Below are 13,460 nucleotides of genomic sequence, written 5' to 3' on the forward strand. Positions count from 1 at the left end.
GCTCAGAGCACACCTATCGGATAGGAACCGAGTCGCTTCAGCTCAACGGCCTCATCATCCACTTCCGCGAGCACTTTCTTAACCTGCTCATCGTCCATGTGCCCCTCGAAATCGATATAGAACACGTAGGCCCAGGTGCCACTTGGCGATGGTCGCGTTTCGATCCGTGTCAGGCTAATGCCATGTCGATGAAAAGGCTCAAGTAACTGGTACAGGGCGCCAGGCTTGTTGCGCATGGAAACCAGTATCGAGGACTTATCATGTCCGCTTTCCTGCACATCTTCCCGGCCGATAATCAAGAATCGGGTGGTGTTGTCTGGCCGGTCCTCTATGCTGTTTGCCAGCACATCCAGGCCATAAAGTTCGGCTGCCATATCACCGGCAATAGCCGCAGTGCCTGGTTCCTCAGCGGCCCGGCGTGCGGCTTCAGCGTTACTCGACACGGTTACCCGCTCAATTCCATAACGATGGGTATCCAACCACTGGCGGCACTGGGCAAAGGACTGCTGGTGCGAGTAGATACGGGTTATTTCGTGATCTTGGTGCTTCGGCGACACCAGCAAGTGATGATGAATACGAAGCTGAACTTCACCGCAGATTTTCAACGGCGAGGACATGAACATATCAAGGGTGTGGTTGATCATGCCCTCTGTCGAGTTTTCGACCGGCACCACACCGTAGTGGGCGGCGCCGGATTCCACTTCGCGGAACACTGCGTCAATCGCAGGTAGCGGCACACTGACCACCGAATGACCGAAGTGTTTGAGCGCCGCAGCCTGGGTAAAGGTGCCAACCGGGCCGAGGAAAGCGATGTGCATGGGCTTCTCCAGCGCCAGGCACGCAGACATGATTTCCCGGAACAGCCGCGCCATCTCTTCAGACGATAGCGGCCCGGGGTTCTGCTCCTTGATTCGGCGCAGCACCTGCGCTTCGCGCTCTGGCCGATAGAAAAACACATCCTGTTCCGGGTTGGCGTCCATCTTCACGTGCGCCACTTCCTGTGCGCAGCGTGCGCGGGCGCTGATCAGATCCATGATCCGCTGATCCAGACTGTCGATTTCTTCCCGTAACTGCCCTAACCGGGTCTGCTCATCCGTCATGATCAGCCACGCTCCTTCGCGAATTCGCTCATGTAATCGATCAACGCGTCGACACCAGCCTCTGGCATCGCGTTGTAAATACTTGCCCGCATACCACCCACGGATCGGTGTCCCTTCAGGTTCAGCAGGCCCCGCGCATCAGCACCCTTGAGGAACTCGGCGTTGAGGGCATCATCCGCCAGAGTGAACGGCACATTCATCCAGGAACGGAACCGCGGAGCAATCGGGTTGGCATAAAAATCGTTGGCATCAATGAAGCCGTATAGTTTGTCGGCCTTTCGGCGATTGACCTCAGCCATCGCTTCAACGCCACCCTGCGCTTTCAGCCATTTGAAAACCAGCCCGGCCAAATACCAGGAATAGGTCGCAGGCGTGTTGTACATGGAACCATTTTCAGCGATGACCTGGTAATTCATCATCGTCGGCGTCAGGCCGCGCGCTTTGCCTAACAGGTCTTTCCTGATGGCAACAACAACGAGCCCGGATGGTCCGATGTTTTTCTGGGCCCCTGCGTACACCAGACCAAACCGGGAAAAATCCACCGGCCGGGACAAAATGGTTGACGACATGTCCGCCACCAGCGGCACGGTGCCACTGTCCGGGACAAAATCGAACTCAAGCCCGCCAATGGTTTCGTTGGGCGTGTAGTGGAGGTAAGCAGCGTCCGGGCTGGTCCGCCAGGCAGACGGTTCCGGAATATCGGTAAAACCAGAGTCTTCAGCACTGGCCACCACGTTCACCTGGCCGTAGCGCTGCGCCTCCGCAATGGCTTTCTTGGACCAGATGCCGGTATTGACGTAATCGGCAGAACCGCCCTCGGGAAGCAGGTTCAGCGGGATGGTGGCGAACTGACTGGACGCCCCACCCTGCATAAAAAGGACCGCGTAGTCGTCGCTTATGCCGGCCAAATCCCGGAAGTCCTGCTCTGCGGTTTCGGCGATCTGCACAAACTCATCGCTGCGATGGCTCATTTCCATCACGGACATGCCCGTGCCACACCAATCCAGCATCTCCTCTCGCGCCTGCTGAAGTACAGGTTCCGGCAAGGCTGCCGGCCCGGCACAAAAGTTATACGCCCTACTCATAGTCCTTCGGTCTCTCATTTCTCACGGATGGTGTTCACTGCCGACTTATTCCTCGCCGGCAGTATCTTCAGTGCCGCTATCGCCTTCACCGCCTTCCAGGTCGGCGATTTCGGCATCCGGGTCTACGTCATCAGATTCGGCAATACGCTCGACACCCACCAGGCGCTCGTCTTCCTGGCTGAGCTTGATCAGGCGCACACCCTGGGTGTTCCGGCTCAGGACGGAAATTTCGTCGGAACGGGTACGTACCAGAGTGCCCTTGTCTGAAATCAGCATCAGCTGGTCACCTTCGAACAGCTGAAGCGCCCGCACCAGGTTGCCGTTCCGCTCGGAGCATTGCATGGCGATAACGCCCTGGCTGCCCCGGCTGTAGGTCGGAAACTCATCAATCGCTGTGCGTTTACCGTAACCATTTTCACTGGCGGTCAGAATCACGCCATCACCCTCTGGGATGATCAACGACACCACCTCATGACCTTCCGGCATCCGGATACCACGCACACCCCGGGCAGTTCGGCTCATCGGACGGACGGCATCCTCGTTAAACCGAACCGCTTTACCGGCACTGGAGAACAGCATGACTTCCGCATCACCGTTGGTGATGGCCGTGCCAATCAGGGTATCGCCTTCATCCAGTGACAGCGCAATAAGACCGTTGCTACGAGGGCGCGAGAAGTTTGGCAGCGGCGTCTTCTTCACCACCCCTTTGGAGGTTGCCATCAGTACAAACTGGTCTTCCGGATAATCACGAACCGGCAGGAAGGTGGTGATACGCTCGCCCTCTTCCAACGGCAGGATATTGACCATCGGCCGCCCCCGTGAGGCACGGCTGGCGCGCGGAATTTCAAACACACGGAGCCAGTACACCTTGCCCCGGTTTGAGAAGCAGAGAATGGTGTCGTGGGAATTGGCCACCAGAAGCTTCTCGATGAAGTCTTCATCCTTCATGGATGTCGCGGCCTTGCCTCGGCCACCACGGCGCTGGGCCTGATAATCTTCCACGGCCTGGGTCTTGGCGTAACCACCATGGGAAATGGTGACGACCAGATCTTCCTCGTCGATCAGATCGGCAATGGTCAGGTCACGACGGGAACTGGTGATTTCGGTACGGCGCTCATCGCCATAGTCGTTCACCACCTCGTTCAATTCGTCACGGATAACCTGTAGCAGGCGCTCGGGGTTGCTCAGAATATCGAGCAGATCGGCGATCTTCTCCAGGATTTCCTTGTACTCATTTTGGAGCTTCTCCGTCTCCAGACCGGTCAGGCGGTGCAGACGCAGATCCAGAATGGCCTGGGCCTGTTCCGGGGACAAATGGTACAGGCCGTTATGCAGGCCGTAGATCTCCGGCAGATCATCCGGACGGCAGGCATCCTCACCGGCACGCTCGAGCATGGCCAGCACACCGCCCGGCGCCCAGCCCTTGGCCATCAGCTTTTCTTTTGCTTCCGCCGCAGAAGGTGACGCTTTGATCAGCTCAATGATTTCATCAATGTTAGCCAGCGCAACCGTCAGGCCTTCGAGTATATGGCCGCGTTCCCGTGCCTTGCGAAGCTCAAAGATAGTCCGGCGGGTCACCACTTCGCGGCGATGACGCAGGAACGCTTCCAGCAACTCTTTCAGGTTGAGGGTCTTGGGCTCGCCGTTAATCAGCGCAACCGTGTTGATACCGAAAACCGTTTCCAGCTGGGTCTGTGCGAACAGGTTGTTCACCACAACTTCCGGGTTTTCACCGCGACGCAGCTCGATAACGACCCGGATACCTTCCTTATTGGACTCGTCCCGCAGCTCGGAGATGCCCTCGATCTTCTTATCTTTCACCAGCTCGGCGATCTTTTCGATCAAGCGAGCCTTGTTCAGCTGGTACGGCAGCTCGGTAATGATAATGGACTCACGACCGGTCTTTTTGTCCTGCTCGATCTCGTGGCGGGCGCGGATGTAAATACGCCCGCGACCGGTGCGGTAGGCTTCAACGATGCCGGCGCGGCCATTGATAATTCCCTGTGTCGGGAAGTCCGGCCCCGGGATGTATTCCATCAGGTCATCGATGGTGAGATCGGGATTCTCGATCAGCGCCAGGCACCCATTAACCACTTCGGTCAGGTTGTGTGGCGGGATGTTGGTGGCCATACCAACGGCAATACCGGAAGAACCGTTCACCAGCAGGTTGGGAATTCGTGTTGGAAGAACCTCTGGAATGCGCTCGGTACCGTCGTAGTTGTCGACGAAATCGACGGTTTCTTTTTCCAGATCGGCCAGCAGGGAGTGGGCCATCTTCTCCATGCGGACCTCGGTGTAACGCATGGCCGCCGCGTTATCACCGTCGATGGAACCGAAGTTACCCTGACCGTCGACCAGCGGATAACGCAGGGAGAATGGTTGCGCCATCCGGACAATGGTGTCGTAAACCGCAGAATCACCATGCGGGTGGTATTTACCGATAACGTCACCCACCACACGGGCGGATTTCTTGTAGGGCTTGTTCCAGTCGTTGTTCAGCTCGGACATGGCGAACAGCACACGACGGTGTACCGGCTTCAGTCCGTCACGCACGTCGGGCAAGGCCCGCCCAACGATCACGCTCATGGCGTAATCGAGGTAGGACTGTTTAAGCTCGTCTTCAATATTTACCGGCAGGATCTCTTTGGCTAACTCACCCATCGAGAAAGGTTCCTCTGCGTTATCTGAAATGTCTTGTCAGGACCGTTGGGACGGCCCCCTAGTTATTCTTTGATCAAGCGGCCGAGTCTACCACAATCGCCCCGCAGCGGGGCGATTGTCGGCATCGGTCAGTGAAACACCACAGTCTTGTTTTCGTAGGTGATCACACGATCCTCAATATGGGACCGAAGACCGCGGGCCAGCACGTTCTTTTCGACATCCTTGCCAAGACGAACCATGTCCTCGATCGAGTCACTGTGGGACACTCGAATGACATCCTGCTCGATGATCGGGCCTTCATCGAGATCCTGGGTCACGTAGTGACAGGTAGCACCAATCAGCTTGACCCCACGGCTGTAGGCCTGATGATACGGGCGCGCACCGGCGAAAGACGGCAGGAAACTGTGGTGGATGTTGATCACCTTGCCTGCGTACTTGTCACACAAGTCACCGGGCAAGACCTGCATGTAGCGCGCCAGAACCACCACATCGACCTCGTATTGCTGGAACAGACCGTCAATGTGCGCAAACGCCTCAGCCTTGTTTTCCTTGCTCACGGGAATATGGTGGTAAGGAATCTCGTGCCACTCCACCATGCGGCGAAGATCATCGTGGTTGGAGATAACGGCAACGATCTCGGCGTTGATCTCCTTGCTGTGCCAGCGATGCAGAAGGTCCGCCACACAGTGGGACTCTTTGCTGCACATCAGGATGACTTTCTTCGGTTGCGCCGAGTCGGCAATGTGCCAGTCCATATTGAATTCACGGGCAATCGGCTCGAACGCCGCGCGAAACTGGTCCAACCCGAACGGTATGGAGCTGGCCTTGATCTCATGCCGCATGAAGAACCACCCGCTGTGGGTGTCCGAGTGGTGGCTCGCTTCGGTAATCCAGCCATTGTAGGTCGACAGAAAGTTACTCACCTTGGCGACGATTCCCACCCGATCGGGGCAGGAAATCACAAGACGATACGTATGCTCCATGAACGTCTTTCCTTAGCTAAACTTCGGACAAGCAGGTACACCGTGGAAGCACCGTCAAACCAGACGGCTTCAGGGTGCGCACCTGTAAAAATGACCGGCTATGATAGCGTATCTAAACGCCAGAAACGAGGAAGAGAATCATGGATGAACCGCAGCTCGGGTGCGCCGTTAAACCCCGCCCTGAAGGTCGTTTTATTCACCACTGGCTAATCATCATTATCGCGCTCCTCACGACGGCGCCAGCCGGTTTTGCCCAGGCGATTCTGGAGGGAGAGAGATTCCACCCATCCATAGGCCATCACGGCATGGTCGCCACCAGCCACAATGTGGCGACGGAAGTGGCCCTGAAAGTGCTCCAGGACGGCGGCAACGCCGTCGATGCGGCTGTGACCGCCGGTTTTGCGCTGGCTGTCACCCAGCCACGTTCGGGCAACATCGGCGGCGGCGGATTCATGCTGATCGCCAAGGGTGACGGCAGCGCGCCAGAAGCCATCGACTACCGCGAAACGGCCCCGGCAGCCGCGACGGAAACCATGTTCCAGGACGAGTCTGGCCAGGTAAATGCCGAACTTAGCCGGTTCAGCCACCTTGCCGCAGGCGTTCCCGGCACCGTCGCCGGCCTGGCGCTGGCACTGGAGCGTCATGGCACCATTTCCCTTAAGGATGCGCTGGGCCCGGCCATTAAACTGGCGCGGGATGGGTTTGTCGTGCCCCGCCGGTTTACCGAGGGCCTGGAACAGGCGCGCCCTCGACTGGAACCCTGGCCAGCCAGCATGAAGGCTTTCTACAAAAGAAACGGGAATGCCTACCAGCCGGGCGACATCTTTCGACAGCCTGATCTTACAAAAACCCTGCAACGGATCGCCCGCGAGGGCGTTGCTGGGTTTTACGAGGGCAAAACCGCCCGTCTGATCGCTGCCGAGATGAAGAACCACGGAGGCCTGATCACGGAAGACGACCTCAAAGCCTACCAGCCCGTGGTTCGCCAGCCTGTACACGGGACTTACCGGGGCTACGACATTTATTCCATGTCGCCGCCTTCGTCCGGCGGCACCCACATCGTGCAGATCCTGAACATTCTCGAGGGCTTTCCAATCCGTGAGAGCGGCCACAATTCCGCTGACAACATCCACTGGATGGCCGAGGCCATGAAGCTCGCCTATGCCGACCGATCCCAGTACCTGGGCGATACCGATTTCGTGCAGGTGCCGCTAACCGGTCTTACCAGCAAGGACTACGCAGAATCACTGCGTTCGGGAATCAGTAAAGACCAGGCACGCCCCGCCAGTGACATTCGCCCGGGCGCGCCCGAGGACTTCGAGAGCCCGGAGACCACGCACTTTTCTGTCGTGGACCAGTGGGGCAACGCAGTGTCGAACACCTACACGATCAATTTCAGTTACGGCTCCGGCATCACCGTCACAGGAGCCGGCTTCCTGCTAAACAACGAAATGGACGATTTCAGCGCCAAGCCCGGTGTGCCCAATGCCTACGGACTGATCGGCGGCGAAGCCAACAAGGTTGAGGCAGGCAAACGAATGCTCAGTTCCATGTCGCCAACCATTGTTCAAAAGGATGGCAAGACGTTTCTCGTAACGGGCAGCCCCGGGGGGTCACGCATCATAACCACCACCTTGCAGGTCATCATGAACGTGATCGACCACGGCATGAACATTCAAACCGCGGTGAATGCTCCTCGCATTCATCATCAATGGCTTCCGGATGTCATCCGCATCGAACAGGGCATCAGCCCGGATACAGTCCGGCTGCTGGAATCCCGGGGGCACTCGGTTTCGGAGAGCTCGGCGATGGGGGCAATCCAGAGTATCATGGTAGATGAGGACGGCACTCTGTACGGCGCCGGGGATCCGCGGCGCAGCACCTCTTCGGCCAGAGGCTACTGACAGGGTGCCCGTCGTTCGGTATTCGCAGAAGGAAAACGCGTATGTATCTGTCCGTGCAGCTGAGCTGCTACCCCCTGAAAGAAGATTACAAACAACCGATCTGGGATCTCATCGCCCGCCTTGAGCAAACCGGTCTGGAAGTCTACCCGGGGCGAATGAGCACCGAGATTTTCGGTGACTACGACGAGGTCATGCAGGTACTCTCCGACACCATGAAGTGGTCGTTTGAGACCTATGGCAAATCGGTATTTGTGGCCAAGATCATGGAGGGGGACCGGAGGCCACGATGACAGCGCCGAACCGACCCGATCCCGGGCAGTCCGAGGGCAAACAACCCTCCGATCCCCTTGTGCCGCGGCAGTATTCCTTTCTGTGGCTGAGCGCAGCCCTGTTCCTGCTGGTCATGTGGATTCAGGACGGCAACCAGACCCGGGTAGCAGAGCTGGCCTACTCGGACTTTAAAAACGCCATTTCCGAAGGCCATATCGAGGAGGTGACCCTCAGCCAGGAGCGGATACGCGGCTCCTTTACAGACGCCGGGGCGTCCGCATTCAGCGACCCGTCGACCCAGTCCGGCAAAGACTTTCAGACCATTCGCCCGCCGATGGAGGATCCCGCCCTCCTGGAACTGTTGGAACAGCAGAGCGTGACCATACGGGCCACCCCGTCGGGGCTTCCCTGGTGGCAACAGCTGCTGCAGGCCTTTCTTCCGTGGCTTTTGTTTCTCGCGCTCATGTTCTGGTTCTGGGGCGTGGCCCAGAAACGAATCTCACAGGGCACTGGCGCATTCGATTTCAGCAAATCCCGGGCCCGGCTCGCGCGCAAGGAAACCTCCACCACGACCCTCGACGATGTCGCCGGTATAGAATCGGCCAAGCGGGATATTACCGAGATCATCGACTTCCTCCGCGCACCGGAGAAATATCGCGCCGTCGGGGCGGAAATGCCCAAAGGGGTCTTACTGGTAGGCCCTCCCGGCACCGGCAAGACACTGCTTGCCCGCGCAATTGCCGGCGAGGCGGAAGTGCCGTTTTTCAGCATCAGCGCCTCCGAGTTCATTGAAATGTTCGTTGGCGTTGGTGCCGCACGGGTGCGGGATATGTTCAACCAGGCGCGCAAGGAAGCCCCCGCGTTGATCTTCATTGACGAACTCGATGCCGTTGGCCGCTCCCGGGGCACTGGTCTTGGCGGGGGCCACGACGAACGGGAACAAACCCTGAATCAGATTCTTACCGAGATGGACGGTTTCGAGCCCCACGAAAACATACTGGTTCTGGCCGCCACCAACCGGCCCGACGTACTGGATTCTGCCCTGCTCCGCCCCGGCCGTTTCGACCGAACCATCACCCTCGACCGGCCCCATAAAGATGCGCGCGAAGCCATCTTACGAGTCCATGTGCGCAAACTGCCGCTGGCCGACGATGTGAACCTTGAGGACGTGGCCGCCAGGACCATCGGCCTCTCCGGCGCAGAGCTCAAGAACCTCGTGAACGAGGCAGCCCTGACCGCCGCCCGGGAAAACCGCAACCAGGTCGACGCTCACTGCTTTGAAGTCGCCCGAGACCGCATTGTGCTTGGCCAGGAGCGCGACACCCAGCTTTCTGCCGAAGAGAGGGAGGCCGTGGCCTACCACGAATGTGGCCACGCGCTGATGGCGTACTACACCCCCAAAGCTGATCCGCTGACCCGCATCACCATCATTCCCCATGGAATGGCCATGGGCGTCACCGAGCAAACGCCCAAAGAGGACCGCTATACCTACACGGAGAGCTATCTGAAAGATCGCATCAAAGTGATGCTCGGTGGCCGCGCTGCCGAAAAACTGGTGTACGGCGAGGTCAGCACCGGCGCTCAGAACGATCTGAAAGAAGCAACACACCTTCTACGAAAAATGATTGGTCAGTGGGGCATGAGCGAAAAACTCGGCCCGATGGGCCTGAGCATTGGTGAAGAACACGTTTTCCTCGGGCGGGAGATGGGGCTGCCACGGGAATACAGCGAAAAACTGGCGGAGCAGATCGACGCTGAGATTCAGTCGCAGCTGCAATCGCTGGAGCGCGATGCCATCGAATGCCTGACTGAACACCGGGCCCAGCTAAATGCGCTGGCGCACGCTGTGCTGAAACAAGAGACGTTGTCCGGTGATCAAATCCAGGCCATTCTCGGCGGTAACGTGGCTCCGTCGGTTCAGGCGCATCAAGCCCGAAGTTCCGGTTAGAAGCGCACGCCCTCCCCCGCGCCGCTATTGCTCTCAGGAATGCCCGAGGATGGCGGCCAGCTTTTCTTCGGTCTTGGTATCAAAGTCGCTGGCATCGTGACGCTCGTGGAGCTGCTCATCAGGCTCACCCCAAACCCGGTTGACCATCCTTCCGCGCTGGACCGCAGGCCGGTGCGCAATCTCATCGGCCCATCGCCCCACATGGGTGTAGGACTTCACATCAAGGAATTCCGCAGCGTCGTATAACTTGCCCATAACCAGTGCCCCGTACCAGGGCCAGATGGCCATATCAGCAATGGTGTACTCGTCACCCGCGATGAACGGCTTGTCCGCCAGCTCACGGTCCAGCACGTCCAGCTGCCGCTTGACCTCCATGGCAAAGCGATCAATGGGGTACTCGAGATGCTCTGGGGCGTAACTGTAGAAATGGCCGAACCCACCGCCGAGTAACGGCGCCGCCCCCATTTGCCAGAATAGCCAGTTCATTGTCTCGGTCCGGCGCGCCCGGTCTGTCGCCAGAAAAGCCCCGAATTTTTCGGCCAGATAAACCAGGATGGAACCCGATTCAAATATCCGAACCGCTGGTTCTTCGCTTCGGTCTACCATGGCTGGAATCTTGGAGTTGGGGTTCACGTCCACAAACCCGCTGCCGAACTGATCCCCCTCCCAAATACGCACCGGATAGGCATCGTACTCTGCTTCTTTGATGCCCAGTTCGAGCAGCTCCTCCAGCATGATCGTTACTTTCACGCCATTAGGCGTGGCCAGCGAGTACAGCTGCAGCGGATGCTCGCCAGTGGGTAATGCCTTGTCGTGCGTTGGCCCGGCAATCGGTCTGTTGATGCTCGCAAACTTTCCGCCACTTTCTTTATTCCAGGTCCAGACTTTGGGTGGGACATAACCCGACTGATCACTCATTGTTGCCTCCCTCTACGCGTATCGTTTGAATCACTTTCTGCGGTGAGTGTTGTCTATCTTACGCTGCTGCGCACTTGCAGGACCATCGAACAGGCACTTCGATATCGACTTTGAAATCCGCTGCTATAGTTAGTCCGTGCGTTTTAACAAAACGTAACAAACTTGCTTGTTCCGTCGGATGACGGGTCTACCGTAGACAAGGGAGTTCACTATGAAGCAGCACAACCGTTTAGGACGGATCCTTTTTGTTGTGGGTTTTACCGTCACCCTCGCGGCCTGCGCAGGACCAGGGCCGAAACCAACCAGCGAACTGAGACTCGCTGAGTCTTCCGTTCAACAGGCTGAAGCCTCGGATGCAAGAAAGTATGACCCCGTACTGCTCAACCAGGCGCAGAACAAACTCGCTGACGCACGCAAACTGATTGACCAGGAGGAATACGAGCAGGCCCGGTTACTTCTGGAGCAGGCTGCAGTGGATGCGCAACTGGCCGCCGCGCGCTCGCAAGCAGAAAAATCCCAGGCAGCCATGAACGAAATCAACAAGAACATTGAAGCCCTGCAAAACGAGCTCGATATGGAATCCCAGTAACGGCGAAGCAAGGAGATCAAGAGAATGAATCGACTACTTTCCATTGTGATCGCACTCGGGCTGACCACCTTGTTCGCAGGCTGCGCCAGCTCGCCTCCCTACAACGAGAAGCTGGACGAAGCCAGATCCGCTTACCTCGCCATTGAACAGGATCCGGACGTAGCCCGCAGTGGTGCCAGCCAGCTGCGCAGCGCCAGAACCGAACTGGACAAGGCGGAAGCGCTTCTTGAAGAAGACGCCGACGTAGCGGAAATCGAACACGCATCCTACCTCGCCCTCCGGCATGCTGAAATCGCCCAGCAACAGGGGCTGCGTGCAGCTCTTGAGGACGATGTAGCCTCGGCGGAGGAGCGCCGCAATCAGATCATGCTGGACATGAAAACCCAGGAAGCGGCTGACCTGCGCGCCCAGATGGCCGCGATGCAAGCCGAGCGCACCGAACGCGGTATGGTGCTGACACTCGGTGATGTGCTGTTTGATGTGGGCAAGGCGGATCTCAAGCCATCAGCCCAGAGAACCATCGATCAACTTGCGCAATTCATGAAACAGTATGAAGAACGCAGGGTTCGGGTTGAGGGTTACACCGACAGTACCGGCGACGAAGGGTTCAACCAGCGCTTATCCGAACAGCGGGCAATGTCCGTGTACGACGCGCTGTTGAGCGAAGGCATTTCGAGCAGCCGGGTCGAGGTAGAAGGCTACGGCGAGGCCTACCCGGTAGCGAGCAATGACACCAGCGCAGGCCGGCAAGAAAACCGGCGGGTCGAGATCGTGATTTCGGACGAGTCCGGAAACATCAAGGGCCGCTGAGGACCTCTCCCGATAGCGGGTAGCCTCAGTCCAGCGCTATCGCGCCGAGGTTACCCGTACTGCCTTTCCCACCGGACCAACGGGGAATCATGGCAAGCGCTGAAAACATTCTGTCCCTCCTTGGTCTGCCACATCTGGCCTGCCGATGAACCACGACAAGCTCTCTGCCGTCACCCTAATGCTGCTGATTCTGCTGATGCTTTATCCGGCAATGGCAACAGGCGCCCTGCGCTGCGGCACCGCTTTGATTGATCGGGACGCCTGGCCTTACGAAGTTGAAAAACAGTGCGGAAAACCCGACTACATCGCTATTTATCCCACCGCCAGCGTCCCCGGCCTCGGGATCGTGCAAACCGAAGAACACTGGTTTTATAACGACGGCCCACAGCGCTTTATCCGAAAGCTCACCTTCCGCAACGGCAAGCTGACAAACATTGAGAGCCTGGGATATGGCTTTCATCCACCGTCCAGACCTCACTGCAGCCCCAGCACCCTGCGCCATATCACCAACGAATACGAACTGATTGCCCGCTGCGGTGAACCCGTTTCCAAACGTGTTGAATGGCGCTCGCCCATCACCCGAAAGCGAACCGAAACCTGGCAGGTTCTGCAGCCGGTGTTCGTGCAGGAGTGGCTGTACGATTTTTCCAGCAATCAATTCCGGCAAGTTGTTACGATCGAAAACGGTCGCATTGTCGGCGTCGAGTCCCGGCCGAACAAGTAACTCGGGTGCTGAGCATGGGCACACCTGCCCGTTCCCGATACCGGGCTAACTTTCCGCATTTTTCTCGGGCAGGGACGCCACAAAGTCAAGACACCGGTCAATCCATTGGGATAAATCGCCGTCTTCAGAAACGCCCTCTGCACTGACATAAACGAGCCCTTTCATGGGCCGGCCGGTAAAATCCATCTCACTGGCGTGGGGGTTTCCAAGGCACTCTTTGTACTGCTCCGGGCCGACCCGAGCCATCAGAGTGTCCCCAAGGATACCGCAGCACATGTGGCCGGAAACCATAAAACAGAGCCCGCCGAACATCTTTTTCTCTGACACCTCTGTTTTACTGCCCAGCTTCTCCCGGACGCGTTCGGCGAGGCCTTCGTCATACGACATGGGATAACACCTCCGTTGCTTTCAAGCCAAATCCAAGCCCCTCCTCTCGGGGAGCGGCCGTCAGAAAAGTCTAGCTTGCCG

12 protein-coding genes are annotated in these 13,460 nt (G+C 57.9%); 6 read left to right on the forward strand and 6 right to left on the reverse strand.

Features of this window, described 5'->3' with window-relative positions; translation table 11 throughout:
* Positions 1–2: 2 nt before the first annotated feature.
* The 4 genes from pheA to purU form a co-directional block, all read right to left on the reverse strand.
* Positions 3–1,100, reverse strand: coding sequence for a prephenate dehydratase (pheA, locus tag LPB19_RS13355; protein ID WP_206643388.1), 1,098 nt, complete (start codon positions 1,098–1,100; stop codon positions 3–5).
* A 2-nt stretch (positions 1,101–1,102) separates the two neighbouring features.
* Positions 1,103–2,185, reverse strand: coding sequence for a 3-phosphoserine/phosphohydroxythreonine transaminase (serC, locus tag LPB19_RS13360; protein WP_206643389.1), 1,083 nt, complete (start codon positions 2,183–2,185; stop codon positions 1,103–1,105).
* Positions 2,186–2,230: 45 nt separating this feature from the next.
* Entirely contained in the window at positions 2,231–4,846 is a 2,616-nt protein-coding gene (gene gyrA / locus LPB19_RS13365) for a DNA gyrase subunit A (protein ID WP_206643390.1), read from the reverse strand.
* A 128-nt stretch (positions 4,847–4,974) separates the two neighbouring features.
* Positions 4,975–5,829 carry a formyltetrahydrofolate deformylase gene (gene purU, locus LPB19_RS13370; protein WP_206643391.1) on the reverse strand — a complete coding sequence of 285 codons (855 nt, stop codon included), beginning with the start codon at positions 5,827–5,829 and terminating at the stop codon, positions 4,975–4,977.
* Positions 5,830–5,969: 140 nt separating this feature from the next.
* Between purU and ggt the strand changes: the two genes are divergently transcribed.
* Genes ggt through ftsH form a run of 3 tightly spaced genes read left to right on the forward strand, consistent with a single transcriptional unit; the run spans position 5,970 to position 9,951 of the window.
* Positions 5,970–7,733, forward strand: a complete 1,764-nt coding sequence (gene ggt / locus LPB19_RS13375; protein ID WP_206643392.1) for a gamma-glutamyltransferase — start codon at positions 5,970–5,972, stop codon at positions 7,731–7,733.
* Between the two features lie 41 nt (positions 7,734–7,774).
* Positions 7,775–8,023, forward strand: a complete 249-nt coding sequence (locus tag LPB19_RS13380) for a YkoF family thiamine/hydroxymethylpyrimidine-binding protein (protein WP_206643393.1) — start codon at positions 7,775–7,777, stop codon at positions 8,021–8,023.
* On the forward strand, positions 8,020–9,951 hold the full coding sequence (gene ftsH / locus LPB19_RS13385; protein WP_206643394.1) for an ATP-dependent zinc metalloprotease FtsH: 1,932 nt from the start codon (positions 8,020–8,022) through the stop codon (positions 9,949–9,951). Before LPB19_RS13380 ends, ftsH begins: the two co-directional genes overlap by 4 nt.
* Before the next feature lie 33 nt (positions 9,952–9,984).
* Here the strand turns inward: ftsH and yghU are convergent, their stop codons facing one another.
* Positions 9,985–10,869, reverse strand: a complete 885-nt coding sequence (yghU, locus tag LPB19_RS13390) for a glutathione-dependent disulfide-bond oxidoreductase (protein WP_206643395.1) — start codon at positions 10,867–10,869, stop codon at positions 9,985–9,987.
* Positions 10,870–11,080: 211 nt separating this feature from the next.
* Here yghU and LPB19_RS13395 point away from each other — a divergent pair, with 211 nt between their 5' ends.
* The 3 genes from LPB19_RS13395 (at position 11,081) to LPB19_RS13405 (ending at position 12,992) form a co-directional block, all read left to right on the forward strand.
* Positions 11,081–11,458 (forward strand): DUF4398 domain-containing protein, encoded by a 378-nt coding sequence (locus LPB19_RS13395; protein ID WP_206643396.1) that lies wholly within the window; start codon positions 11,081–11,083, stop codon positions 11,456–11,458.
* A 24-nt stretch (positions 11,459–11,482) separates the two neighbouring features.
* Positions 11,483–12,268, forward strand: coding sequence for an OmpA family protein (locus LPB19_RS13400; protein ID WP_206643397.1), 786 nt, complete (start codon positions 11,483–11,485; stop codon positions 12,266–12,268).
* A 145-nt stretch (positions 12,269–12,413) separates the two neighbouring features.
* Complete coding sequence (locus tag LPB19_RS13405) at positions 12,414–12,992, forward strand: DUF2845 domain-containing protein (protein WP_206643398.1); 579 nt, start codon at positions 12,414–12,416, stop codon at positions 12,990–12,992.
* A 45-nt stretch (positions 12,993–13,037) separates the two neighbouring features.
* On the opposite strand, the gene LPB19_RS13410 is transcribed toward LPB19_RS13405, so the two are convergent.
* On the reverse strand, positions 13,038–13,379 hold the full coding sequence (locus LPB19_RS13410) for a TfoX/Sxy family protein (protein WP_206643399.1): 342 nt from the start codon (positions 13,377–13,379) through the stop codon (positions 13,038–13,040).
* Between the last annotated feature and the right edge of the window lie 81 nt (positions 13,380–13,460).

The organism is Marinobacter salinisoli, assembly GCF_017301335.1.
Lineage (GTDB): Bacteria > Pseudomonadota > Gammaproteobacteria > Pseudomonadales > Oleiphilaceae > Marinobacter > Marinobacter salinisoli.